Below are 25,842 nucleotides of genomic sequence, written 5' to 3'. Positions count from 1 at the left end.
TAAAATCTTCTATTTATTGTAAAACTTCATCTGTTTTACAGTTTGCTTATCTACTTTTGAAGCCCTATTTTCAAGCTTTTCTAAAAGTTTTTCTCTCTTTTCATCATTTAAGTTTTGTCCAACTTTAATTTTACAAGATATATTTTGTGGTTTTAACTGAATTACAGTAACTTTATCTATCATTTTTGTATACATTGCTTTATCATAAACTATTTCTTCATAACCACCCTCTTTTTGTAGTTTTTGCATCAAAGCATTTAAAACTAGAGCTTTTCTATCTCCATTTTCTACAAAACTTAAAGTTCCTTCAAGAAAAACTGAAGCAAAAAATTGTGTTGCAGGACAAGCAGCAATCGTATCAAAAAAATGAGATGGAATAGTAGAATATGGTTGAACTACTAAAAAAGCACCATTTGGATTCTCTTTTATAGTATCTATTTTTTTACCCTCATTACTTCCATGAAAATAAATAGAACCTTCAAAATAGACAAAATTTAAAGCTGCACAATATGGTTTATTGTTACTTATAAGGCTTAAAGTTCCATATTCACAAATTCCTAAAACTTCATTTATACTTTTTTCATCTTTTACATCAAATTCTACTCTTCTCAAATTATCTCCTTTTTTATATAAGATAAGTTTAAAATCGCATCTTCAAATCTTTGAAAACCTTCTTTTATCTCTTTTTTTGAAATAATAATTGGTGGCAAAAATCTAATAATATTTTTTCCAGATTTCAAAACTAAAACACCTTTTTCTAGTGCAAAATTCACTATATCATTTAAATTCTTTTCATCTTTTAAAACAAGCCCTTGCATAAATCCAAAACCATTTTTTTGTAAAAAGATTTTTGGATATTTTTCTACAAAATATTGTAAACAACTATTGAAATAGCTTATATTCTCATCAAGTTTTCCACTATTTTGATATTCTTCTAAAATTTCTAAGACCTTATTACAAACTGCTGTTGATAGATGATTTCCACCAAAAGTTGAACCATGATCACCAAAAGAGAAAACATTTTTCAAATTTGTCATCATAACACCTATTGGAATACCACTTGCTAATCCTTTTGCTAAAGTTACAACCTCTGGCTTTATTCCAAAATATTGAGAAATTAGAAAATTTCCACTTCTATAAACTCCTGTTTGAACTTCATCTATTATTAAAAGTAGTTTTTTCTCTTTTAAGATTTTTTCTAGCTTTTGTACTTCAAAAATATCTTGCATAAAAATACCACCCTCACCTAAAACTAGCTCTAGCATAACTGCAACAGTAGTATCATCTATCATAGAAATAGCTTCATTTATATCATTTGCATAAATAAAACCATCAGGATATGGAGCAAAATATTTGTGTTTATCCTCTTGAGCTGTTGCTTTTAGGGTCGCAATTGTTCTTCCATGAAAAGAGTTTTTTATAGTAATAATCTTATATTTAGGAGTATTAAATGCTATATTTCCATACTTTCTAGCAAGTTTTATAGCACTCTCATTTGCTTCTGCTCCACTATTACAAAAGAAGCACTGCATATCATAATTACTTAATTCTACTATCTTTTTAGCACACTTCTCTTGTGGTCTTATATGATAGATATTTGAAGTGTGTACAACTTTTTTTGCTTGTTTTTTTATAGTTTTTACTATCTTTTTATTTGCATAACCAAGACTATTTACTCCAACTCCTGAAGCAAAATCTATATAATCTTTTCTATTTTCATCATATAAAATAGATTTTTTACCCTTTATAAATGCTATATCCAATCGATTATATAAAGGTAATATATATTCATCTGTTTTCATTTTTATTCCTTAAGTATGATAAGCTAAAAACTGCTCATCTTTATTGCCAAGTTCATATCTTTTTTCTAAAGAGTTCTTAAATTGATAACCTAAATCTTTACAGTTTAAAGCTTCCAAAGTTAAATTCTCATCAATCATTGGATTTAATATTAATTGATTTAATTTTTCAATAGTTAAGTTAAAATTTTTCCTACTTTCTAAAAAAACTTCATCATTCTTTGCTATTTCACCCTCTTTTAAAACTTTTGCATAAAATCCTGTAAATCCACTCTCAAAAATAAATTTGGTCATCTCTTGTTGATTTGTATTGATACTTAATTTATAACAAGGTTGCCTTGGTTGAGTTATTTGCACTTGAGTTTGCCCAATATTTAAAATATCTCCTATACAAATATCTTTTTCACAAATTTCATCAAGGATTAGATTCTCACCAAAATATGCCATATTTGACATATCAAAAATATTTCCAAAATGTAAATTTATCTTCTCATAAGTTAGTTTTGAAAATAAAAATAGTGCCTTATTCTCTCCACCATGATGAAGTAAATCAGCTTGGAAATCATTAGAAAAACCAGTTTTTGTAAGATAAGATTTTGAAACTGGATATTTTTTTATACCAGAAACCAACTCTTTTCTCTTTTGGTTTCCAACTTTTGTTGTTGTAACCACTCCAACTTTTAAATATAAAACTGTTGATATTTTTGTAGCCATTTTCTATACTTCCAATTTTAATTTTTTGAAAGTATAGAAAAATAAATTTTTTTTTACAATCCATAAATTGCTATTTACTATAAATATATAAAATAGTAATAAAGCCCCTTAAATACGAAACTGTATTCATACATTTATAATATTCTAAAATCAGCAATTATCAGATTGATTAAAAGCTTTTCATTTTTCTATACTTCACTATCTTATTTTAGGAGAAGAAAAATGGATAAGAAAGTATCAAATATTTTACCACCAATAATAGCGGGATTAATCTCGGTTATTGTTAATTATGGTGGTACCTTTATTTTAATCTTTCAAGCTGCAAAAATTGCTGGACTAAGTCCCGAACAAACTGCTTCTTGGGTTTGGTCTATCTCTATTGGAGTTGGGATTACTGGAATATTACTTAGTTGGCACACAAAAGAGCCAATTATAACTGCTTGGAGTACACCAGCTGCTGCATTTTTAATAACTGCTCTTGTAACAATTCCTTACAATGAAGCAATAGGTGCTTATTTACTATCAGCTCTTGCATTTATTATATTAGGAGTTACTGGATATTTTGAAAAATTAATTAAATTAATTCCTATTAGTATAGCTTCTGGTCTACTAGCAGGTATTTTATTGCAGTTTGGTATCTCTGCTTTTTTAAATATGACAATTGACCCATTATTGGCAGTTTCAATGTTCTTCGTCTACCTTCTAGCAAAGAAATTTTCTGCAAGATATGCTATTGTAAATGTTTTGATTTTTGGATTTATCTTTTTACTTCTTCAATCACAAATTGATTTTACAAATTTTGAGTTAAAATTAGCATTTCCAATTTTTACTGAACCTGCTTTCTCATTAAATGCAACTTTAAGTGTTGCTTTACCACTATTTTTAATCACACTAACTGGACAATATATGCCTGGTTTATTAATACTTAAAAATGATGGATTTAAAACTAATGCAAAACCTATTCTTGCAATTACTGGTTTAGGTTCACTTTTGATGGCACCTTTTGGATCTCATGCTTTTAATCTCGCAGCTATAACTGCAGCTATTTGTACAGGAAAAGAGTCTTGTGAAAATCCATCAAAAAGATATATTGCTGGTATTGCAGCGGGAATATTTTATATTATAGTTGGTATATTTGGAGTTACACTTGCAGCTTTATTTTCAGCTTTTCCAACAGCATTTATTAGTACATTAGCTGGACTTGCCCTAATAAGTACAATAGCTGGAAGCCTTTCAAATGCAATAAGTGATAGCAGTACTAGAGAAGCTGCTATGATTACATTTTTAGCAACTGCTGCAAATATAAATATGTTTGGTATTGGTGGAGCATTTTGGGGATTAGTTTTAGGATTGATTGCTTATTTTGTATTAAATTATAAATTAAAAAAAGGTTAAATCATTTAAATTTTCCAAGCCTTTAGCTTGGAAAATTTAGCTTAAAGCTCACTCATCTTCTCTTCAAATTCACTATTAATACTCTCTATTTTTTGCATAATCTCCAAAATAGAGTTTTCAACTTTTGTTTTATCAATTCCAAAGAGTGTAGAAGCTTTCTTTTCTAACTCTTCAAGCTCTGCTTTTAAAGGTTTTAAATCTTGGCTTTTTTTAGCCACAAGTTCAGCTCTTAGTTTTTTACTCTCTTTCTTATTTATCTTTGGTTTATCACTTTTAATCTCTTTTTTAGCTGGTTTTTTATCATCAATATCATCACCCCAACCTATTTTTTCTAAAAACTCATCATAAGTTCCATTAAAATAATCTGCACCATCATTTGTAAATACTATCAATCTATCACAAACAGCTCTTAATAATTCTTCACTGTGTGTTACAATAATACTTGAACCTTGGAACTCTTTTATAGCAGTTGTAAGTGCTTCTATTGACTCAATATCAAGGTGATTTGTAGGCTCATCAAGGAAAAGTAAATTTACATCTTTTGCAATAATTTTCCCTAACATTACTCTACTTTTTTCACCTCCAGATAAAAGTGATATTTTTTTCTTTGCATTATCTCCACTAAACATCATAATTCCACAAATATTTCGTATAACTGGCTCTGGAATTTTGTTATTTACACTTTGTATCTCTTCAATAATTGTATTATTTAGATTTAAATGATTTATATTTGTCTGTCCAAAATGTCCAAAAACTGTACTTGGATGATAATCTACACTACCACTTTGTGCTTTTAATTCTCCGGCAATTACATTTAAAAGTGTTGATTTTCCTTTACCATTTTTCCCAATAATTCCTAAAGTTTCACCTCTACTAAGTGCAAAAGTTATATCTTTAAATAGAGTATTATCTTTTGTATATCCAAAACTTAAATCTTTTACTTCAACTAAGAATTTAGCACTTGTATCTTTATAATTAAAATCAAAGCTTAAATCTTTGTCGTACTCAATATCTTCTAAAATATCCATTTTCTCTAAGATTTTTACTTTTGATTGAGCTAAAGTTGCTGTTGCTGCTCTTGCTTTATTTTTAGCTATAAACTCTTCAAGGTCTTTAATTTTTTTCTCTTGAGCTATTTTTTGTTTTTCATAATGCTCCTCATTTGCACTTAACTGCTCAAAAAACTTGCTCGTACTACCTTGAATAATAAAAGCATTTTTTCTAATAATCCCCATAGTATGGGTACAAACACTATTCATAAAATCTCTATCGTGAGTTATAAGTATAACTTCCCCGTCAAAACTTTTTAAAAACTCTCTAAGCCATCTTATAGATAAAATATCCAAGTAGTTTGTAGGCTCATCAAGAAGTAACATATTTGGTTCAGTTAAAAGTAGTTTTGCTAGATTTATTCTTATTTGGTAACCACCTGAAAAACTTTTTGGCTCTTTTTGTAAATCCTCTTCACTAAAACCAAGACCAAATAATATTTTCTCAGCTTTGTAAATATTGTACTTATCATCTTCACCAAGGGCTAATGCTGTTTCATCTACCAAAGTTTTTTCAGTGAAATCAAAATATTGCTTTAAAGCACCTATTTTATAGTTTTTTGGAAGTGCGATATCCCCACTATCAGCTTGTTCTTCACCAAGAATAAGTTTAAAAAGTGTTGATTTTCCTGTACCATTTCGCCCAACTAATCCAACCTTATCACCTTTATTTAACCGTAAGTTTAAATCTTGATATAAATCTTGTGTTGGATATGATTTTTTTATATTTATTAGCTCTATCATTTTTATTTATCTCTTTGCTCTTTTTCTGATTTTGTAAAATTAAAGGCGAGATTATAAGATATTTTGATTTATAGCTTGGTTATATTCAAATAATTTATAAATAATCAAAAAGATTTATACTCTTTTTTTATAAAATCTATCAAAAAAACTAAAAAAATGGACAGTACTAAACTTGAAATAAAAGTTACTAAAACTATAAGCTTTTTTTTAGGTTTATTAATTGCATCATCATCTATTTTAATATCTTCTATTTGTTTTGTCATAATAACATTTTCATAAAATAAAGTATCAGATTTATGTTTTTCTATAATATAATTTTTTATATTTGTTAAACTCTCTTTTATTTTATCTTTGTTTTCATTTTCTAAAACAATTTCTATAATTTTATTTTTTGTTTCTTTTGGAACAACTGCTTTTACATTAAACTTTAAATTTAATATATATGCCAAATCATTAGCATTTTCAATAATAGTTGGTTGAAAATTTCTATCTTGAATATGACCAATTTCAATAAAAAGTTTTCCTTTATAAATTGGTATTGGATTTTTTTGTATAACATAGATAATAGATAAGCTAGTAATAAAAGCTACAAATATAACTATAACTTTTTTATATATCAAAATAGTTTTAAAAAGTTCTCTTAAATCTATCTCATCTTCATAATTAACTCTTTTATCGTTCATTATCTATCCTAAAATAAATGATTATTAAAGATAAAATAGAGATATAGTATTAAAACTATAAATGTGATAAGAGCAGCTAAACCATTTGCAGAATTTCTTTTCATATACTTCCTTTAAAGAAAAATATTTTCCTTTTTTTATAAATTTCAGAAAGTATTTTATCCTTTTATTTTTAATACTAGTTAAATATTTTCTCTTTATTACATAAATAAGTTAATATTTAATTAGTTGAACTGTTAAATAATTTGAGTTAATTTCTTTAAAAAGGAATTTTATGACTCAAAGAGATATGGCTGGATATATTGGAGTAACTCCTGTAACATTAAGAAACTGGCGAAGAGAAAAACCAAAACTGTACGAAATTGTTATGAAAGGTTTTGCATTTGAAGAAGCAGTAAAAAAGGCACAAGAAAATGCAAATGAATTAAAAGCTTTGGAAGAGAAATTTAAAGTAAAAAAATGATATTAATAAATTGATTAAATAGCAAAAAATCTTGCTATTTAACTATTTTAATAAACTAGCCTTACAAGCAGTTTCATTATTTTCAGGGATTATATGTTTTAAGAATTTAGAATATTTTCCAACATAATCTATTTTTGGAAATTTATTAGCAACTTTTAACAAAATCTCATTCTTTCTTAACCATTCAAGTTCAACAGGAACACTATCAATCCAAGCACAATTTGTAAGAATATCTTCAATTCCTTCAAGATTTGGTTCATCTACTTTTTTACTATGTTTTGAAATAAGTTTTAAATAAATAGCTTCAACACTTTGTGGTTTCTTATCTTCAAAAATAAATACAACTCTAAAATCATCAGGATTTAATCCACTATCTATTGGTAAAGATGCTAAAGTTGATATTAATTGAAGATTTTTATGTTGCTCTTTCTCTTCATAAAAAGGTTTATAGGCTTCAATACAAAATGTCAAAAAAGTATCTGTCAAAGGAAAAATAGCTTCACTTTTACTTGTATCTATCTCAAATCCACTCTCTTTTATGGCTTTTAAAAAAATTGCTCCACTTCCACTATTTTCATTCCAATTTACAACTGGAAAACTAGCTTCAAGTATAAGATTTTTATCTAAAACTCCACAACTCAATCTTGCAATTCCAAAAGCTAAAGGTTTTTTATACCAATTTTGTTTCTCTATATCTAAAACAAGCTCTTTAAAATCCTCTTTTGTGTTTATCATTTTATCTTCCTTAGTTTTTTAAGATTTTACTAAATAATTAATAAATTGTATCCATATCTATTAAAATATGTGCTGATTTTATTGAGTGAAGTGCTTTTAAAAGCTCTTTTGAATTTTTTGAACGAATCAAAATTTCATACCTATATTTATTTGCTATTTTAAAAATTGCACACTCTCCAAAACCTACAACTTCAATATCTTTTATAGTTTTTAAATATTTTACAATTTGGCTTAACTCATCTTTTATTTTTAAACCATTTGTTGAAGAGAGTACCACTCTTGCCAATTTTACAAAAGGTGGATATAAATCCTTTCTAAACTCTAATTCACTTTGTAAAAACTCTAAATAATTTGACTCTTCTAAATAGTGTTTGAAAAAATCTTCATTTTTTGTCTCTATTAATACCTCTCCAAAACCATTTCTTCCACTTCTACCAGCTATTTGAATAAGTAAAGATAGAGCTTTTTCTCTTGCTTTGTAAGAGTTCATATTTAGTAAACTATCAATTCCTAAAACAACAGCTAATTTTACATTATGATAATCATGCCCTTTTGAAAGCATTTGAGTGCCAACTAAAACATCAATTTTATTCTCATTAAACTCTTCAAGTGTTGTTTTTAAAATTTTTTCATTTTTTATCGTATCTGTATCAAATCTTTTTATAACATTTTTAGGGAACTCTTCTTTTAAAATCTCTTCTATTTCTGCAGTTCCAACCCTATGATTTTTAATAATCCCAGTTTTACAAGATGGGCAAAATTCTGGAATTTTTTGGGCAAAACCACAATAATGACACTTTAAAGCTAAATCATTTTTATGTAAACTCATAGAAACACTACAAAACGGGCACTCAACACTTTTCCCACAATCAAAACAGATTTGATGCTTAAAATTTGCTCTTGTTGGTAAAAAAACTATTGTTTGATTACCATTTTTTATTGTATCTTCAATCTTTTTAAGTGTATTTTGTGAGATTTTTTGGCTTAAGTTTTCAAAAATATATCTTTTTTGTGTTTCATAAAAAGTTTTATCTAGTTCAAAATATGCTATCTTATGAAAACTATTTATAGAAGGTGTTGCACTTCCTAAAATGAGTTTTAAATCAAATTTTTTAGCTATAAAAATACTCAAATCTTTTGCATTATATCTTGGAGTTTGATCACTTTTATATGAATCATCATGCTCTTCATCAACTATAATTAACCCTAAATCTTTGTATGGTAAAAAAAGTGCTGATCTAGCTCCTGCGATTAATTTTATTGTTCCATTTTGAAGATTTTGTAAAATCTCTTTTCTCTTTTTAACTCCTACTTTTGAGTGCCAAATTGCAATACTGTTTCCAAAAACCTCTTCAAGTCTTTTTTGCATTTGAGGAGTAAGAGAGATTTCTGGCATCAAAAAAACAGCTTGTTTATCTAAACTTAAAATCTCTTTTATAGTTTTTATATATATTTCAGTCTTTCCAGCACCAGTTTTTGCAAAAAGTAAAGATTGTTTTTTACTATCTAAAAACTCTTTTGCTTCTTGCTGAAAACTTGATAAACTTATCTCTTTTTTAAACTCTATTTTTCTATTTTCATACTTGATATTTTTGTCAAAGTATTGAAAAATAGATAAACTTTGCCCCAAAGAACAAACATAATACTTACTTATAAAATCTGCTATTTCTAACATAAAAGAGCTATAATAGAAATCTGTTACTTTTAAAATATCACTACATTTAAACTCTGGTTTTTCTACTTTTTTTATAATAACAGCTTGATTTGAGTTTTTTCTATTTGCTAAAATAACTTCAACTAAGTCTCCCTCTTCTATAAAATCTTCACTTTGATAAGTAAGATTTTCTAAAGGAGATTTTAAAATAGCTACTTCATAATAGTTCATTCTATCTCTTTACATAAAATTTCATTACTAACACAAAGAAATTGGTTATTTTCAAAAATAAACTCAAAAGTTTTACTTTGTGTAAAAAATAGATACTTTTTATCTGATATTTTTGCCCAATGTCCATATTCTTTATCATTTATAGTTGTAGAAAGTATAGCTTTTGGCAAAATATTTTTAAAAAGTTCTTCATCTTCTATATTTATTTTTGCACTATCTAAAGAGTTGATATTTACTTGGTTTTGAAGTAAAATATCTCTATTTTTTGCCTTTGTAATTGCTGATTGTATTAGAGCATATTGTGATTTTAAGGTCAATATATTTGAGTTTTCATTAAGATTATTGAATTTAGGAATAGCAAAAGATAAGATTAAAGCTAGTAGAACTATAGCTATTATTATTTCAAGTAAAGAGAAAGCTTTTATTCTAAAATCCTGATAATTTTTCTGTTATTTCTTCAACATTTTTTCTAAATACTCTAAACTCTTGACTTAAATTTAAATATGCTATCAAAAGCTCTTTTGTATCATTATTTTTAGATAAATCTAAATATTTGCAAAGCTCTTTTTCCAACTCTTCATCAACATTTATAGTATAAGCTAAATTATTTATATGAAACGTTATATCTTTATTCAATATTTTTACCTCCAATTAATGCCAAAGTACTATTTATTTCCAAAATCATATCTTGATTATTTTTTATCAATTCATCATTTTCATTTTTAAGTTTATCTAACTCTTGTATCAAAGCAATATTTTCAAGTTTTAATTTTTCATATTCATATAATAATTTTTCAATTTTACTATCTAAATTATCTATTAGCTGCATTAGAATTTATCCTAAATCTATTCAAGATTTCTATCTCTATCATCAATGAAAACTTTTGCAACTTCATAAAGCATTGCAACAGATTTTCCCCATTGAGAATAATCATCTAAGTTTTCAAGCTCCAATCCAAAATTTCGAGAAATTTTATCTATTAAAATCTGTTCATTTATATTGAAACTTCTATCAATATGGATTAAAATCATAAGCTCTAAAATAACTATTTTCTTACTTCTTTCACTTTTAAAATTTTTTAAAGTATCTTCAAGACTAAAATTTTTCACATCAAAAGAGTCTAAGTTCTCGATTCCCATCTCAGCACAATACTCTAAAATAATCTCTTCTTCACTCTTCCCGAAATCATTATCAATTCTTGCTAAATAGTGTGCTAGTTGTAAAAAGGCAAATTTTTCTCTTGCTTGAAGTTTCATTAATAACATATTATAAATCCTATTTTTTTGATTAGTTTACTATTATATTATATTTTTGCTAATTTGTGCTAATTTAATTTCTCAATTTCCCAGCTAAATATCCACTTGAAAAAGACCATTGTAGATTATATCCACCACAAGGTCCATCAATATCTACAAGTTCTCCACAAAAATAAAGCCCTGATACAATTTTACTTTGCATAGTTTTTGAGTCTATCTCTTTAAGACTTACTCCACCTCTTGTTATCATAGCTTGTTTAAAACCATCATGCCCGATAATTGTAAAAGGTGTCCAAGCCAAAGTTTTTACAAGCTTTTCTCTTTTTACTCCCTCTATTTGTTTAAACCTAAGATTTTCATCAATTTGACAAATATTTAAAATCTCTTTTGCAACACTTGAAGCTAACAAAGTCTCAAGATTTTGCAAAATTGTATTTGTAGGATTTTTTGATATCTCATTTTTTATATGTTGAAAAATATCCTCTTCGTTTTTACCTTTTAAAAAATTTATAAGTAATGGAACCTCATCATAACTAGCCAATATAGGAGTTATCTCTCTTGCAAAATCTAAAATAACTGGTCCTCTAAGCCCCTCTTTTGTAAAAATCAAATCTCCAACAAGTTTTAAATTTTTATATTTTGGAATATTTACTTTTAATATTGCTTTTGCAATTGTATCAGCCTTACAAGAAGCAAAATTTTTCTCCTTCGTAAAAAGGGGCATCATAGCTGGATGTGTTTTTGTAATAATATGTCCCAAAGACGAAGCAAAAGTATAGCCATCTCCTGTCGCTCCTAAAGTTGGATAGCCTAAACCTCCAGTTGCTAGAACTAAATTTTTTGATTTAAACTCTTCATTTTCAGATTTTATATTAAAAATATTTTCAGATTTTTTAATTTCTTCTATCTTTATTGCTGTTTTTACTTCAACTTCCAATCTTATAAGTTCATTCAATAAAGAGTCTAAAATTATAGTTGAACTATGATTTATGGGGAAAATTCTAAAACCATCTCTTGCAATAGTTTCAACTCCAATAGAAGCAAAAAATTCCAATAAATCATCTCTTGTAAAACTTTCTAATGCATCTTTTATAAATCTTCCACTTTTACCAAATTTGGCTATAAAATCATCTTTTGATAAAGTATTTGTAAGATTACATTTTCCACCACCTGTTGCTTTTAATTTTAGTGCAATTTGTGGCATCTTTTCTAATAGTAAAACTTTCTTTTTATCTTTTGCAGCACTTATACTTGCCATTATTCCTGCTGGTCCTGCACCAATTACTATTAAATCATAAATTTTGTTCAATTTTTCGCTTCTTTTAATGAGTTTTTTGTATTATACCGAATTGAATTTAAGCCTTTAGGGAATTTTGTGTTTTACTTCTATCGTAATTTTTTAATTTTAATCTATTTATCAATAAATCTATTTTCAAATGATGAATTTTATACAATATCTATTTGTAGCAATCAATACTATAAAGATGCTGTTTATTGTAAAGATAGCTTACTAAAAGAGCATAAATATGATATTACTATTACAAAAGAAAAAGGGAATTTATATAGAACAAACTATGGAATCTTTAGTTCAAAACAAGAAGCTATTGATATAAAAGAGAGTTTAGATGATAATCTAAAAAAATATCATCCATTTATCTTAAAATTAGATAATCAAATTTCAAAATTTGAGTTATATGAGATTTATCCAATAAACCAAAAAGTAAAAAATATAAAACAAAAAATGCCAAAAGTGGCATTTTTAACTTTTGATGATGGTCCACTAAAAGCAACAAAAAATATTATTGAAGTTATAAATGAAGAGAATATTCCTATTACTATGTTTTTTATAGGTTCTCAAATAAATAGTTTTAAAACTATTTATGAAGAAGCTTTGAGTTTCTCAAATATAACTATTGCAAATCATACATATTCACATGCAAATAACAGATATAAAAAATTTTATAGTGATCCTATTTTAGTAGTAGAAGATATAAAAAATGCAAACTCTATAATATCAAAAGATAGAGTTTCAAAAACATCATCAGCTTTTTTACCTGTTAGGCTTGCAGGTCGAAATGTTTTTAGACTTCCAAATATACAAAGAGATGATAATATGATACCTTTTCCTCAAAGAGAAACAGAGATTATAGGTTATGATAATATTTTTAAAGAGGGTTACTACATCTATGGTTGGGATCTTGAATGGCCATATGAATCAAATGGAAAACCTATGCAAACAGCTGAAGAGATTTTTGAAAAGATGGAAAAAATATATAAAAACAACTCTTCAATTAAGGAGAATAAAGTAATTTTATTGATGCATGATTTTATGTTTTCTCAAAAATTTAATGGAAAAGAGAATTTACAAACATTAATCCAACTCTTAAAAGATAATGATTGGAGTTTTGAAAATATTGAAAATTACTAAATCTCAAAATCTATTTTATAAAATATGTATTAAACATATCAGCTAAAATATATAACACTAAAAGTGCAAAAATAATTTTACTATAATTCAAAAATTTTCCTTTTTATTATTTAATTAGTAAATCTTAAATAATATTCTAATTTAAAAACTATAAAAAGGAATTTAATGGCTGGAATCTTAGGCTATTTATCTATTTTAGCAGATGATATTGGTTCACTTGCTGGAAAAACTATGGCAACAACTGCAAAATCTCTTGCAACTTCTCTTGATGATATAGGATTACTTTTTGATGATATTGCAACATATACAAAACTCGCTAGTATTAAATCAAGTGGTCTTTTAGTTGATGACTTAGCAGCAATTGCAAACTTTACAAATGAAACAACTTCTGAAATTCTAAAAAAAGAGTTAGAAAAAGCAAAATCTCTTGAAGAGTTACAAGAAAATATAAAAAAATTAGATGAAAAAGCTCAAAAAGAGATTATTAAAGAGCTTGAACATATAAGAGAAGTAGCAATACTTGAAGCAAAGAGAAAAGCAGCTTTAAGAGAGTTACCAATAGTTTATAAAATTGCTAAAGGGAGTTTTATAAATAAATTTATCATTATTCCTATCGTTTTACTTTTAAGCTATCTTGCACCTTGGGCCATTGCACCTATTTTAATCATTGGTGGAGCATATTTAGCCTATGAGGGAGTTGAAAGTATTTTAGAAAAATTTGGGCATCATAGTGAAGATAGCCTAGATACTAATTCAAAAGAACTTTCAAACGAAAACTTCGAAAATGAAAAAGTAAAAAGTGCTGTAAAAACTGATTTTATCTTATCTTTTGAAATTATAGTAATAAGTTTAAGCCTACTTGATAATAGTGATTTTATAACTAAACTTATAGTTTTAATCTGTGTTGGAGTTTTAACTACAGTTTTTGTTTATGGAATTGTTGCTTTTATTATAAAACTTGATGATATTGGTTTTTATCTACAAGAGAAAAAAAGTTTGCTTCTAAAAAGAGTTGGGAATAGTTTTGTAAAATCTATGCCTTATATAATAAAAACTATTGGTATTTTAGGAACTATTGCTATGCTTGCAGTAGGTGGTGGGATAATTGCTCATGAAACACATATTTTACAATCTTTTGATGAAACTATAAAAATTATTCCTCTTGGTGGATTTTTTAGTGAAATATTATTAGGTGCAATTGTTGGTTATATTGTAGTTTTAATAGTACCAATATTTATTAAAATATTTAAAAAATAAAATTAAGTAAGTAATTTTACTTACTTAACAATCTAAATTAGAATTACTTATTTTTATGAAACCTTTTGCTACAATTTCAGGTTAAAAAGGATTTTATATGGAAGAATTTATAGACATATACAATAAAAATCAAAAAAATATAGAGATTTTTATAAAAGAGAGCATTTATAATATAGGTGATTTAAAATCCAAATCTGACAACAACTACCAACAACTTTTCAAGCTATTTCCATCTTTAGAATTGCTTTATATTTGTGATATATCTAGTTTAAATCAAATTTCACCAAATATCTTTAGAAATAAAATTGTGAATAAACCAATTGGTAGAAATAGACAATATCTACTAGATAATATCAATTTAGAAAATGAAAAAGTAGCTATCACACGACCTTATATAAGTAGTGCAACTGGTAAAACTTGTATCACAACTATAATAAAATTAAATGATGTTATTGTATTTTTAGATTTTAATTTAGAATCTCTTTTAAAGAAACTTGGCTTTTTAGAAATAAACAAAAATTTTAATTTCTTAAGTAAAAGTTTTTATATTATTGTCTGTTCAATAATGATTACTTTGGCACTTTTTACAATTTTTTACTCTCTATACGATTTTATAAGCTCTTTTATAAATCACAATTTATCAATAGACTATATTTTTAAGCCAATTATTGCTTTAACTTTAGGGTTAGCAATATTTGATTTAGCAAAAACCATTTTAGAACAAGAAGTTTTATTTAAAAGTTACTCTAAAAATGAGAAATCAGAATATAAAGTTTTAACAAAATTTATCATTACAATCATAATAGCCCTTTTTATAGAAGCTCTTCTTGTTGTATTTAAAATAGCAATAAATGATTATAATCAAATGATAAATGCCCTATATTTAATATTAGGTGTAGGATTTATAGTTTTATCTCTATCTATTTTTATTTATATAACAAAAAATAGAAATTGATATTTTCAATAAATAATATTTATAACTCAGACTCTTAAAAAAGTCCAAGTTATAAATTAAAAATCATATATTAAAGAAGTTAAGAATTTTCTATCTAATTTCTTTTTTTCAGTTTGATTTACATAATCCAATCTATAATTAGCACCCAAAGACAGATTCTCAACCATCTTTACAGCAACTCCTGTTTCACTCGTAAAGAAATACTTTTTACTATCTTCCATTGAGACCAAATAACTCAACATCTGTTTGAATTCAATATTTTCTTTAATCTTATATTTATAGTTAAGTTCTGTTCTTGGAGCAACATATTCATCTTTACTACCATCTTCAAACTTATCAACCGCATAATCAAGTCCACCTTGAATATCTAAAAGTTCATCATCTGTATAGATAAATTTATATCCAAGTCCAGGTCCAATATTTAATCTTGAATCATAATCAGAAAATTCATCATTTATATAATAAACTCCCATATAAGTATAAAGTCTATCTCCTATCATATGATTATAATCTACATCTAATTCATATTTATTTGCTGATTTTTCATTATTATCTTTACTTCTAAAGATATTAGCTTTTGCTTTTACCTCTCTATCACCAAAATTTACTTCAGTTAAAATAGATCCATTTAGAGAACTAGTATTTGTATTCCCACTACTATTTACATAAGATAGTTCTGCACGATTTTCTACTTTAGTTTCAGCATGTAAACTAGAATATAAAAGTGCAAAAATCAATATTTTTTTATTCATTATTTTCCTTTCTTAAAATTTGTCTTTTATTCGATTTATTCTGTTCTATTTGTATAAAATCTTTCTCATATTTTTTATACTTTTTCAAAAATGGTGGGATTTTTCTTCCATCTATTACCATAACATCATCTAAAATTGTTTTTATGATTAGCTCTTCATCATACATTTTACTTAAATACTCAAATAAGTATTCTGCAACTCTATCAAGTGAAATTTTATGTGTACTTTCACTTCTTTTATAAATCCATTTAGAAAAATCAAAGAAATTATCAAAAATCTTTCCATCTTTAAAAAGAAGTTTAGAAGTTTTTATAAAATTTCCACTATTGTAAACAATATCCCAAAACCTAGCAAATCTTTTCATATCTTGCATAAGTGAGAAATCTATAAGATTATTTCTCAAAATATCATAAGGTGGATTTGGATTATAAACCATTCCATAAATTTCATCATGCCTATTTAATGTAGTTCCTGAAAGTTTCTTTAAAATTCCTATTTGTATTTCACCACTACTTAATGTATAAAGTAAATCTAAATTTGCACTAAAACTCTCTATATTCTCACTAGGAAGTCCTACAATTAAATCTATATGAACATGTGCTTTTGTCTCTTTATCTAAAAAAGCAAGATTATCTTTTATTTTATCAATTCTTAAATTTCTATTTATATTTTTTGCAACCTCTAAATTTAAAGTTTGAATACCAACTTCAAGTTGTAAACTTCCAGCCTTAAACTGTTTTAAAAGCTCTCTTAGCTCTTGAGGGAAGTTATCAGGAATTACCTCAAAATGTAAAAAACAATCCTCATCTTTTGCTAAGAAATATTCTAAAATAGCTTTTGCATAAGATATTTTTAGATTAAAAGTTCTATCTATAAATTTATAGTTCCTTGCACCCCTATTCCATAATTTATCAATCTCATTTAGAAAAACATCAATGGGCAAATATCTCATAGTTGAATCAATAGAGGATAAACAAAACTCACAAGTAAAAGGACAACCTCTACTACTTTCTATATAAATATGTCTATTTTTTATATCAAAATCTGTATAGTAGTCATAAGGAAGTGCAATTTTATCAAACTCTACTGGTTTTGCCTGAATTATTTTATCTTTTGGTCTAATTCCACCTAAAATATTTTTACATAAATTATATAAAGATACTTCACCCTCTCCAAATATAAAATAGTCTGCACTTTCAAAATCAACTCTATGTGGAAGATGACTAATCTCTGGACCACCTAAAATTACAATAGTATTAGGACTAATCAATTTTATATATTTGACAATTTGTGCTACATCACTAGCATTCCAAATATATGTAGAAATTCCTACAATTTTTGGTTTATAAAGTAAAATCTCTTCAACTATTGTTTGGTTTTGACTATTTATTACAAACTCTAAGATTTTTGCACTATCTTTTAGCTCTTTTAAGTTTGCAAAAAGGTATCTTAAAGATAAACTTGAATGTGAAAATCTTGAGTTTAAGGTTGTTAAAATTATATTTTTCTCTTCTATCATAGGGCGGATTTTACTTAAAATGGTGTTATACTAAGCTTTTATATAGTTTTATTTACTATAATTTAGCAAAAAAATTATAAGGAATAAGATGCTTAGAACAAAATTTTCTCAATTTAGAACGATTTCCATTATTGAAGGATTATCATATTTGATATTGGTATTTTTTGCAATGCCCTTAAAATACTTTTTTGCTGAACCACAAGCTGTTAAGATTTTTGGAATGATGCATGGAATATTTTTTATTCTTTTTTGTATTGCATTATATGGAGCTATGAAAAGATATAAGTGGAGCTTTAGTTTTAGTTTAAAACTATTTATCTACTCTTTAATTCCATTTTTATTTATTTTAATAGAAAAAAATATTATGAAAAAAAGAGAAAATATTTAGGCAAAATGCCTAAATATCTCTATTTAAATTTAGCTTTCTCTTTTTGTAAATCTATATCAGCAATTTTTATATAGTATGCTTGTTGATCTTTTGTATCACTAAAATTTGGTAAAAGTTCATAATTTATTCCATCAGTAGCAGTTGAATATCCTCTTAAATTCATCTCTAAAAAATCATCCATTTTTGATACATCGATATCTAAAGTAAACTCTTTTTCTATATTTATATCTTTCCAGTTTTCATCAAAAGCTTCTATCATTAAATATTCAGCAACTATATTTTTATTTAATAAACCACTATAAAGAGTATCTCCTTTTTTAAAAACATCTAATTTTTTAAAGTTTTGAACTGTTTTTGTCTTTATATTAGAATCATCATTAAATTGTGGGAAAGATACAGATATTCCACCATTTGAAATAGAAGGTAAAGAAGTTTTATATTTAAAATTTACTCTTAAAGTATCTTTATCAATCATTTTATAGTCATAAGAGATATTTGAATCATCTTCAATAACTTGTGGATAATCTTCTGCTTCAAGATCATCTACATAAGAGTTTTCTATCTCTTTTTTTGGAAATTTCAAAACAGCTTTTGGCAAAGTTAAACTATTATTTACATAAATTCCATCTTCTTTTAATTCGGCTTTAAAAACTTTAAATTTTTTATCTTCTGAATCAACTAAATTTATATTTGCTTGATTTAATCCTAACTCTTTATAGATAGTCTCAGCTGAATTATTATCAACTTTTAACTCTATACCTATAGTTTCAAAAATATCATCAAGACCTTCAAACTTCATATTTGATAAATTTTTATTTAAATTAAAGTTTGATTTTAAATCAATCTCTTTAAACCACTCTTTATGAAGTGCACTAAACCCTTTTGAATTCGCATTTATTTTTATCTCAATACCAGCTTTTGAAATATCTTGAAAAAACTCTTGTGCTTTTTTTGAGAAGTTATCTAAATTCTCCTGATTATCAGATAGCGAATAGTAAGTATCAAGAAACTCTTCATATTTTGTAAATGGAATTTTACTTAAACTCAATTCAATAAAAGAGTTTTCTATAGTTGTATTTAAATTATCAAAATTTTTAAAAGATAAAGAGTCAAAAGCTATTTTTGTATCAGCTTCAAGTAAGTCATTTAGTACTTTTTGAGTAGATAAAGTTTTTAAACCCTTCATATCAAAATTAAATTTACTATCAATAACCTTTATGTTTTCTATATTAAATTTTGAATCAATAGCTTTATTTGGTTTTTCTTCATAAAAACTTTTTATTCCTTCAAAAGAAAATATAAAGTTATCTTTTTTAGCATCAAATTTGATTAAATCTATATTTAAATTCTTTTTATCTCCTCTCATTCCTTGAAAACTAATAGTCCCTTCCGCCGGAACAACATAATTTATATCTTTTATTTTATAGTTTGAGTTTTCATCAACATTTATCTGAAAATCTCTATTTTTTAACATAGCTGATAAACCTTTTGTCTGGTCTTCTGATGATAAAACTTGCATTAAACTATTTGAGAATTTTGTTAAATATAGATTTAAATCAAGTTTTGAGCTTAAAAGATTTATATTAAAATCATAATCAAAACTAACTCCTAGTAAAGCTTGTTCAATCATCTGCTTATCTATAACTTTTACAACTTTTTCAAAGCTCTTTTTAAACTCTCCTTCATCTTGAATTTTAATCAAATAATCAAGTGCTTTTTGAGAATCAGAAATCTCTATTTTTCCTTCAGCTTCTATTTTTAGTGGAACATCTTTTTTATTATATGTTACACTAAAACCATTTGTTTTAAGCTCCTCTATCTTTGCATCTATTTTACCATTCACATTACTTCTAAGAGTAAAACAAACAGCAAGTATAATTAAAACAATAGCAACAAGCCCTAATAATATTTTTTTCATATATTTCCTTTTTATTTTTTATTTTTCAGTGTATATAAATCTATATCTGCAATTTTTATATAATATGATTGTTGATCTTTTGTACCACTATTTTGTTCTGTTGGTAAAAGCTCATAATCTATCTTATTTGCAGCAGTTGAATACCCTCTTAAATTTATCTCCAAATAATCATCCATTTTTGATACATCAATATCTAAACTAATCTCTTTTTCAATATTTGTATCTGTCCAATTTTCATCAAAACCTTCTATCATTAAATATGTTGCTTGTAAATTTTTATCTAATAAACCACTATAAATAGTATCTCCTTTTTTATATACATCTAACTTAGCAAAATTTTTACTTGTTTTTGCTTTTATTTTAGAGTCATCAGTTAATTGAGGAAAAGATATTGCTATTCCTCCACTAGAAAGAGTTTCAAGAGAAGTTTTATATTTAAAATTAACTCTTAGAGTATTTTTATCCAACATCTCATAATTATAAGAAATTTTTGAATCATCTGTATAAACACTTGGTGAATAAGCTGTATCAAAAGAGTTTTTTGGGAATTTAAGTTTATCTTTTGTAAATGTTAAAACATCATTTACATAAAGCCCATCCTCTTTTAATTCAGCTTTAAAAAGTTTAAAATCTTTATTTTGAGAATCTACAAATTTAATTTTATCCTTCATTTCATCAATACCATTTTCTAAAGCCTTTTGTGCAGATTCACTATCTACTTCAACATCAAACTTTAAAACACTCAAAATATCATTTAAAGTATCAAACTGCATAGATGCTAAATTTTTACTTAATTCAAAATTTGAACTAATTTTTAATTTTTTATACCAACTATTATTTTGAATACCTAAATTCTCAGATTCCCCAAATAGAGTTAAACTCATATTTGATTTTGAAAGAGCCTCTAAAAACTCTTTTGTTTTTTCTAAAGATTTATCAAAATCTAAATTAAAAGATTTTATAAACTCTTTATATTTTTCATAAGGTAATTTATCATACTCAAAAGCTAATGAAGTATTTTTAACATTTATAAAATCTTTTTTATTTTTATTAGTTGAACTATATGAGTAATCAAACTTTTTACTATTTAACTCTTCAAAAGATATTTTTGTATCACCTTTTAAATCATCTCCAACAGGTATAGAGTAAGAAGATATTTTTAAATTCTTTATATTAAATTCTTCATCAAGATTTTCATAATAAAAAGTCCCTATATCTAACTTAGAATCAATCTTCTTATTTTTATCTTCTTTATAGTAAAAAGTTGTATTTTCAACTAATATTTTATTATCTAAATAACCTGAATTTGCAAATTCAACTTTCATAAAAGGGATATTTACTCGATTTATATCTCCATTTATACCTCTAAGAACAAATATCCCACCAGCCGAGATAAAACTAATATTATCAACTTTAAAGTTACCTTTTTCATCTATATTAATCTTTAACTCTCTATTTTTTAATATATCATTAAAATTTATAGTGCTATATCCATAATTGTATTTTGTTAGTTCTTCATATCTATATTTATCTGATAAGCTAACCAAATATAAATTTAAATCTAATTTAGAGCTAATATTAGACAAACTAAAATCATATTCAAAAGTCAATCCATCTAATAAATCATATTTTGAATCATTTGGCATAATTTTTAAAAGTTCTTCAAACTGTTTTTTAAATTCACTATCATCTTTTTTACCAAGTAGATACTCAATAACTTTTAAAGGGTATGCAACTTCAATCTTCCCTTTTCCTTGCGTATTTAAAAACTTATTGTTTTTTTCAATATTTACATAAAACCCATTTTTATTTAATTCATCAATTTTTGAATCAATTTTTGAATTAATAGTAGATTTTAAGCCAAAGCAAGTAGCAATTAATATTAGAATTACTACTAAAATACCAATAACTATTTTTTTCATTTTTTTCCTTTTTTAATTTGGTCTATAAACTTTTATATTTGTAAATTTCTGCTCATCTTTTAGATATTGTCCATGTAATTGACTCATTACACCTTTATCACAATATAAAAGATAAGTTTTCTCTTGATTTAGCTTTTTGAACTCTTTTTTTAAATCATAAAATGGTATTTTTAAAACTGTACAAGGAGCTTTTAAAGTATCACTACTTTGTCTAATGTCAATTATAACAGAATCATCTTTTAAATTATTTACAATCTCTAAAGTTCCGACTTCACAAATATCATCTAAAACTTCATCAATATTTTTTATCTTTGCATTTTTAATAGCTTCATCTAAAACTCTATAATCAAAAGCTTTAGCCTCTTTTTCAACTCTATCAAAACTTCCAGCAGTTACTGGATTTTGAGATATTACTCCACAATATTCTGGCATTGCTTCAGCAAACTTTTTTGTACCAATTTTTGTTGCAATATCTATAATTTCAGGCTTAGACATAAAAGCAAGTGGTCTTAAAATCAAAATATCACTTGCCTTATCTATTAAACTAAGATTTCTTAAAGTTTGACTTGAAACTTGTGCTACACTCTCTCCTGTAATTATTGCATCTATTTTTAACTCTTTTGCAACTCTTTGAGCAGCTTGAATCATCAATCTTTTTAACATAACTCCCATATATGATGGGCTTATATCTTTAAATATTTGTCCTACAACATCTTCAAAAGGAATAGTAATAAATGAAACTCTATGAGAAGTAGCAAATTTATTCCACAAATACCAAGATACCTGTTTTACACCAATTTCATGTGCTACTCCACCTAAATTAAAGAAAATATAATGCGTTTTTAAACCTCTTTTTATAGCTAAATATGAAGCGACTGTTGAATCAAATCCACCAGACATTAAAGATAAAATTTCTCCTTGTGTTCCTAGAGGAAATCCTCCTAAACCATAATGTTTTTTCGTAATAATATTTAATTTTGCATGCTCTAACTCTAAATTTATAGTAACTTCTGCTGTTCGTAAATCAACACCTTTTGTTTTTGGATTACAAGCAAGCATATATCCACCAACAGTTTGTTCAATGTTTGTAGATTTAAAATCTTGAGTTCCTACTCTTTTTGCTCGTACTACAAAAGTTTTATCTACTATTGTATGAGCCATATATCTATTAACTTCTACTTTTATATCATCTAAAGTATACATATTATCTATTTGAATTGCTTCTAAAACTTGTTCAATTCCAGAAGTTTGAAGTAGTTTTTCTCTTAAAGCATCTGCAAATTCTTGTGGACAAACCAATTCAATCTTATCAAAAAACTTTTTAATTTTTATATCATTTGAGATTTGATTTGATATTTTTTGAAGATTAAAATAGAGTTGATTTATCATCTGTTTTTTAGCACTATCTCCTTTTATCATTATCTCTGTAAAATATTTAACTATAAATTTCTGGCTTTTTATATTATTTTCTTCCATTTTTTTACTACCTGTTTATTTTTTAAGTCGGAATTATATCATTTTTTGAGATAATATAGCTTTCACAAAATTTTAAAAGGTAACAAATGAAGATAGAGACTTTGGAGGATTTAGCTAAAGAGTTAAAAAATGACAAAAACAAAAATGTTTATAAGATTTTTGACGATTATGCTAAAAAAAACAATTTAAGTGATGAAGAATTGGAGCAAAAATTATCAAAAGAGTATGATTGCTTTAAATGTGATAGCTGTGAAAAGTTTTACTGCTATGATGAATATTCATTCTTTGATGAAGAGTGTATCTACTGTTTTGATAGTGAAAGCGATGATGAAGAGGAGTACTAAAACTCCTTATCATTTATACTATCTTTGAAAATTTACTACTATAATTGCTCTATATCATTAAAAAAACTTAAAATCTTATTCATCAAAATTTGATTCTAACTCATCTTGAATTATTAAAGCATCTATTGCTCTTGTTTTTAAATTTAAGACTTTTGAACCACCTTGACAATCAACAACAATATTATTTCCAACTTTATTAAATATAACTTCTCCAGCACTTTGAATAATATAGTCTGAAAAAAGCCTATTTGCAACTCTTTTAAAAGAGAATTTTTTAGGAAATATAACAAACTTTGAAGAGGTCATTATATATCTAGATTCTGTTTTGAAAATTTCAAGTAATCTATTTTTTATATCTTCATTTGTTTTACCTGATACTAAATCGCACTTCAAATCTTCATGTAAAAGACAAATTCTATCATCATTTATTTTTACAAAACCAAACTCATTTGGTTTTACTCTAGTATTATAGAAATGTTTAAAAACCTCTATATGATCTAAAGAGTTTGAAAAAACTATCAAACTTTTATTTGTTCTTGCAAATTTCGCAAAATTTGAAACCATTTTTTTATATCCTTATAAAATTATAAAACATAAACTTGCTATTAATGTAGGCACTAAGGCACCTAAAAACAGATATCTAGGATCTATTGAATTATCTTCAAAATGACTTTTAAGAATTGCAGCTCCTGCTGGGTTTGGTGCATTTGCAATAATAGTTAATCCACCACCACAAACTGCTCCTGCAACTAAATAGTATTTAAACTCTGCACTTAAGCCTTCAACTAAAGATCCTAAATATGTAATTGCTGCATTATCTGTAAATGCTCCCAATGTTATAGCTCCAACAAAAGCTTCAGCATTACTCATACTTGAAATAATACCTTTAAGCCACCACTCTTGCTGACCTCCTAAAATAACTAATCCTCCTAAGAAAAAAGCAACTAAAAGCCCTTCTCTTAACATCAATCTATCTTGATACTGCTGATAAGCATAAGTAACTCCTAAAAATAGTAAAAAAATACTCATAAAAAATGCTGGATAATGTCCAAAATATACAACTAAAAAAAGAAAAATAAAGTGACTCAAAACAATTGCAAATGGAATTTTTTCTCTATCACTTACTGTTGTTCTAATAGTTATTGCTGATAACTCTTTATAGAAAAGTAAGATTATCAAACTTGTATTTATAAATATAGCAATCATAGCTTTCCAACCAAAAGTTGTAAACATAAAAGTACTACTCCAATCCCAAGTTTGAGCAACCATTAATATTGGCGGTGCTGCAAAATTTGTTAAAGTTCCACCTATAGAGACATTTATAAATAAAGTTCCCAAAGTCATATATTTGAGTTTTTTTGAAATTCCTTGAGAGAACAGCTTATCACCTAAAATTAAAGCTGCTAGTGTCATAGCTGCTGGTTCAGTAATAAGTGAACCAAAAAGAGGAACAATAGCCATAACAACAAAATAAAAACCAATTGCACCTTTTTTAGGTAAAGCATTTGATAATTTTTTTACAAGTGAAATAACACTTTGTAAAATAGGTCTAGTTCCAGCTATTACCATAATTACAAAAACAAACATAGTTTCAATATAGCTTCTTGAATTTACATAGTCAACAGTTTCATGTTTCCCTAAAAAAATAAACATAAAAAGAACTAAAATCATAGCCCAAATTCCAAAAACAACCTCAATTTCTCCTAAAAGATGGAAAACTCCAGAATGTTTTTCACTTCTATGTGCTAAGTGTTCAAAGTATTTAACTGAAAATATATGAATAATTGCAATTGCAAAAATAATAGCTGCAATAATCTGTAAAGTAGTAGGTGGCATAAATGCTCCTTAATATTAAAATTTTATTATAAATAATATTCATTTTACAAAATTCGTGCTTAATTTATTAAAATCTATTTTTAAGCAATCTCAACTCTCTTGATTTTATTTATAAACTACTATTTATTTAATTATATTGTATAATCTTTAATTAAATCATAACAATATATAAATTTTAAATAGTATTAAATGTTATAAATATATAGAATGAAAGTATTATTTGATATTTTAAGATTCCATTTTATATAAGATATTAATAATATTAAGATATATACATATAAAGTTTTAAAAAGCTTATAAAGTTTTAAATATATCTGATTGTT

Annotated in this window: 26 protein-coding genes and 1 pseudogene; 7 read left to right on the top strand and 20 right to left on the bottom strand. The window is 25.7% G+C overall.

All coding sequences use genetic code 11. The annotated features are described in order from the left end of the window. Positions 1-9 precede the first annotated feature (9 nt). From AFAEC_RS04400 to AFAEC_RS04390, 3 genes are read right to left on the bottom strand one after another with little or no spacing between them, the layout of a single operon-like run. Complete coding sequence (locus AFAEC_RS04400; protein ID WP_026805715.1) at positions 10-612, bottom strand: pyridoxamine 5'-phosphate oxidase family protein; 603 nt, start codon at positions 610-612, stop codon at positions 10-12. Beyond that, positions 609-1,802, bottom strand: coding sequence for an aminotransferase class III-fold pyridoxal phosphate-dependent enzyme (locus AFAEC_RS04395; RefSeq protein ID WP_026805716.1), 1,194 nt, complete (start codon positions 1,800-1,802; stop codon positions 609-611). The genes AFAEC_RS04400 and AFAEC_RS04395 overlap by 4 nt, the downstream gene beginning before the upstream one ends. Positions 1,803-1,811: 9 nt before the next feature. Continuing rightward, complete coding sequence (locus AFAEC_RS04390; RefSeq protein WP_026805717.1) at positions 1,812-2,513, bottom strand: MOSC domain-containing protein; 702 nt, start codon at positions 2,511-2,513, stop codon at positions 1,812-1,814. A 222-nt stretch (positions 2,514-2,735) separates the two neighbouring features. Here AFAEC_RS04390 and AFAEC_RS04385 point away from each other — a divergent pair, with 222 nt between their 5' ends. Next, positions 2,736-3,908, top strand: coding sequence for a benzoate/H(+) symporter BenE family transporter (locus tag AFAEC_RS04385; RefSeq protein ID WP_026805718.1), 1,173 nt, complete (start codon positions 2,736-2,738; stop codon positions 3,906-3,908). Positions 3,909-3,949: 41 nt separating this feature from the next. On the opposite strand, the gene AFAEC_RS04380 is transcribed toward AFAEC_RS04385, so the two are convergent. Continuing rightward, complete coding sequence (locus AFAEC_RS04380; RefSeq protein WP_026805719.1) at positions 3,950-5,701, bottom strand: ABC-F family ATP-binding cassette domain-containing protein; 1,752 nt, start codon at positions 5,699-5,701, stop codon at positions 3,950-3,952. A 104-nt stretch (positions 5,702-5,805) separates the two neighbouring features. Next, entirely contained in the window at positions 5,806-6,384 is a 579-nt protein-coding gene (locus tag AFAEC_RS04375; protein WP_026805720.1) for a hypothetical protein, read from the bottom strand. A gap of 274 nt (positions 6,385-6,658) precedes the next feature. On the opposite strand from AFAEC_RS04375, the gene AFAEC_RS04370 reads away from it, so the two are divergent. Further along, positions 6,659-6,847: a helix-turn-helix domain-containing protein gene (locus AFAEC_RS04370; RefSeq protein ID WP_026805721.1), complete on the top strand. Its 189-nt coding sequence runs from the start codon at positions 6,659-6,661 to the stop codon at positions 6,845-6,847. A 42-nt stretch (positions 6,848-6,889) separates the two neighbouring features. Here AFAEC_RS04370 and AFAEC_RS04365 read toward each other — a convergent pair whose 3' ends face one another. The 8 genes and pseudogenes from AFAEC_RS04365 to AFAEC_RS04335 form a co-directional block, all read right to left on the bottom strand. Next, positions 6,890-7,582 carry a tetrahydrodipicolinate N-succinyltransferase N-terminal domain-containing protein gene (locus AFAEC_RS04365; RefSeq protein WP_034216392.1) on the bottom strand — a complete coding sequence of 231 codons (693 nt, stop codon included), beginning with the start codon at positions 7,580-7,582 and terminating at the stop codon, positions 6,890-6,892. Between the two features lie 37 nt (positions 7,583-7,619). Next, positions 7,620-9,467 carry a primosomal protein N' gene (locus tag AFAEC_RS04360; protein WP_026805722.1) on the bottom strand — a complete coding sequence of 616 codons (1,848 nt, stop codon included), beginning with the start codon at positions 9,465-9,467 and terminating at the stop codon, positions 7,620-7,622. Next, a complete protein-coding gene (locus tag AFAEC_RS04355; RefSeq protein WP_051487536.1) occupies positions 9,464-9,784 on the bottom strand; it encodes a hypothetical protein in 321 nt (106 codons plus the stop codon). Before AFAEC_RS04355 ends, AFAEC_RS04360 begins: the two co-directional genes overlap by 4 nt. A 42-nt stretch (positions 9,785-9,826) precedes the next feature. Next, positions 9,827-9,892: pseudogene (locus AFAEC_RS12385) on the bottom strand (prepilin-type N-terminal cleavage/methylation domain-containing protein); the annotation flags it as partial. Between the two features lies 1 nt (position 9,893). Continuing rightward, positions 9,894-10,103, bottom strand: a complete 210-nt coding sequence (locus tag AFAEC_RS04350) for a hypothetical protein (RefSeq protein ID WP_026805724.1) — start codon at positions 10,101-10,103, stop codon at positions 9,894-9,896. Then, positions 10,096-10,296, bottom strand: a complete 201-nt coding sequence (locus AFAEC_RS04345) for a hypothetical protein (RefSeq protein WP_026805725.1) — start codon at positions 10,294-10,296, stop codon at positions 10,096-10,098. The genes AFAEC_RS04350 and AFAEC_RS04345 overlap by 8 nt, the downstream gene beginning before the upstream one ends. Before the next feature lie 17 nt (positions 10,297-10,313). Beyond that, positions 10,314-10,733 (bottom strand): hypothetical protein, encoded by a 420-nt coding sequence (locus AFAEC_RS04340; RefSeq protein ID WP_026805726.1) that lies wholly within the window; start codon positions 10,731-10,733, stop codon positions 10,314-10,316. 64 nt (positions 10,734-10,797) lie between these two features. Then, positions 10,798-12,033 (bottom strand): BaiN/RdsA family NAD(P)/FAD-dependent oxidoreductase, encoded by a 1,236-nt coding sequence (locus AFAEC_RS04335; RefSeq protein WP_026805727.1) that lies wholly within the window; start codon positions 12,031-12,033, stop codon positions 10,798-10,800. A gap of 66 nt (positions 12,034-12,099) precedes the next feature. Here AFAEC_RS04335 and AFAEC_RS04330 point away from each other — a divergent pair, with 66 nt between their 5' ends. The 3 genes from AFAEC_RS04330 (at position 12,100) to AFAEC_RS04320 (ending at position 15,364) form a co-directional block, all read left to right on the top strand. Further along, positions 12,100-13,152, top strand: a complete 1,053-nt coding sequence (locus tag AFAEC_RS04330) for a polysaccharide deacetylase family protein (protein ID WP_026805728.1) — start codon at positions 12,100-12,102, stop codon at positions 13,150-13,152. A 165-nt stretch (positions 13,153-13,317) separates the two neighbouring features. Further along, positions 13,318-14,409, top strand: a complete 1,092-nt coding sequence (locus tag AFAEC_RS04325) for a DUF808 family protein (protein ID WP_026805729.1) — start codon at positions 13,318-13,320, stop codon at positions 14,407-14,409. Between the two features lie 97 nt (positions 14,410-14,506). After that, positions 14,507-15,364, top strand: a complete 858-nt coding sequence (locus AFAEC_RS04320) for a hypothetical protein (protein WP_026805730.1) — start codon at positions 14,507-14,509, stop codon at positions 15,362-15,364. A 56-nt stretch (positions 15,365-15,420) separates the two neighbouring features. Here the strand turns inward: AFAEC_RS04320 and AFAEC_RS04315 are convergent, their stop codons facing one another. Both AFAEC_RS04315 and AFAEC_RS04310 read right to left on the bottom strand, forming a co-directional pair. Next, positions 15,421-16,116 (bottom strand): DUF481 domain-containing protein, encoded by a 696-nt coding sequence (locus AFAEC_RS04315; RefSeq protein ID WP_051487537.1) that lies wholly within the window; start codon positions 16,114-16,116, stop codon positions 15,421-15,423. After that, complete coding sequence (locus tag AFAEC_RS04310) at positions 16,109-17,635, bottom strand: B12-binding domain-containing radical SAM protein (protein ID WP_026805731.1); 1,527 nt, start codon at positions 17,633-17,635, stop codon at positions 16,109-16,111. Before AFAEC_RS04310 ends, AFAEC_RS04315 begins: the two co-directional genes overlap by 8 nt. An 88-nt stretch (positions 17,636-17,723) precedes the next feature. On the opposite strand from AFAEC_RS04310, the gene AFAEC_RS04305 reads away from it, so the two are divergent. Next, positions 17,724-18,023 (top strand): DUF3817 domain-containing protein, encoded by a 300-nt coding sequence (locus AFAEC_RS04305; RefSeq protein WP_026805732.1) that lies wholly within the window; start codon positions 17,724-17,726, stop codon positions 18,021-18,023. Between the two features lie 19 nt (positions 18,024-18,042). On the opposite strand, the gene AFAEC_RS04300 is transcribed toward AFAEC_RS04305, so the two are convergent. The 3 genes from AFAEC_RS04300 to thiI are packed head-to-tail and all read right to left on the bottom strand — an operon-like array spanning position 18,043 to position 23,339. Further along, a complete protein-coding gene (locus AFAEC_RS04300; protein WP_026805733.1) occupies positions 18,043-19,941 on the bottom strand; it encodes a YdgA family protein in 1,899 nt (632 codons plus the stop codon). Positions 19,942-19,952: 11 nt separating this feature from the next. Next, entirely contained in the window at positions 19,953-21,863 is a 1,911-nt protein-coding gene (locus AFAEC_RS04295) for a hypothetical protein (protein ID WP_026805734.1), read from the bottom strand. Between the two features lie 12 nt (positions 21,864-21,875). Further along, positions 21,876-23,339, bottom strand: coding sequence for a tRNA uracil 4-sulfurtransferase ThiI (gene thiI, locus AFAEC_RS04290; protein WP_026805735.1), 1,464 nt, complete (start codon positions 23,337-23,339; stop codon positions 21,876-21,878). Between the two features lie 86 nt (positions 23,340-23,425). Between thiI and AFAEC_RS04285 the strand changes: the two genes are divergently transcribed. Beyond that, complete coding sequence (locus AFAEC_RS04285) at positions 23,426-23,683, top strand: hypothetical protein (protein WP_026805736.1); 258 nt, start codon at positions 23,426-23,428, stop codon at positions 23,681-23,683. Between the two features lie 75 nt (positions 23,684-23,758). Here AFAEC_RS04285 and AFAEC_RS04280 read toward each other — a convergent pair whose 3' ends face one another. Continuing rightward, entirely contained in the window at positions 23,759-24,247 is a 489-nt protein-coding gene (locus tag AFAEC_RS04280) for a hypothetical protein (RefSeq protein ID WP_026805737.1), read from the bottom strand. 12 nt (positions 24,248-24,259) lie between these two features. Continuing rightward, on the bottom strand, positions 24,260-25,519 hold the full coding sequence (locus AFAEC_RS04275) for a putative Na+/H+ antiporter (RefSeq protein ID WP_026805738.1): 1,260 nt from the start codon (positions 25,517-25,519) through the stop codon (positions 24,260-24,262). Between the last annotated feature and the right edge of the window lie 323 nt (positions 25,520-25,842).

Source organism: Aliarcobacter faecis, assembly GCF_013201705.1.
Classification (GTDB): domain Bacteria; phylum Campylobacterota; class Campylobacteria; order Campylobacterales; family Arcobacteraceae; genus Aliarcobacter; species Aliarcobacter faecis.
The sequence above is the reverse complement of the archived record's forward strand: the minus strand, read 5'-3'. Positions and strand labels throughout refer to the sequence as shown.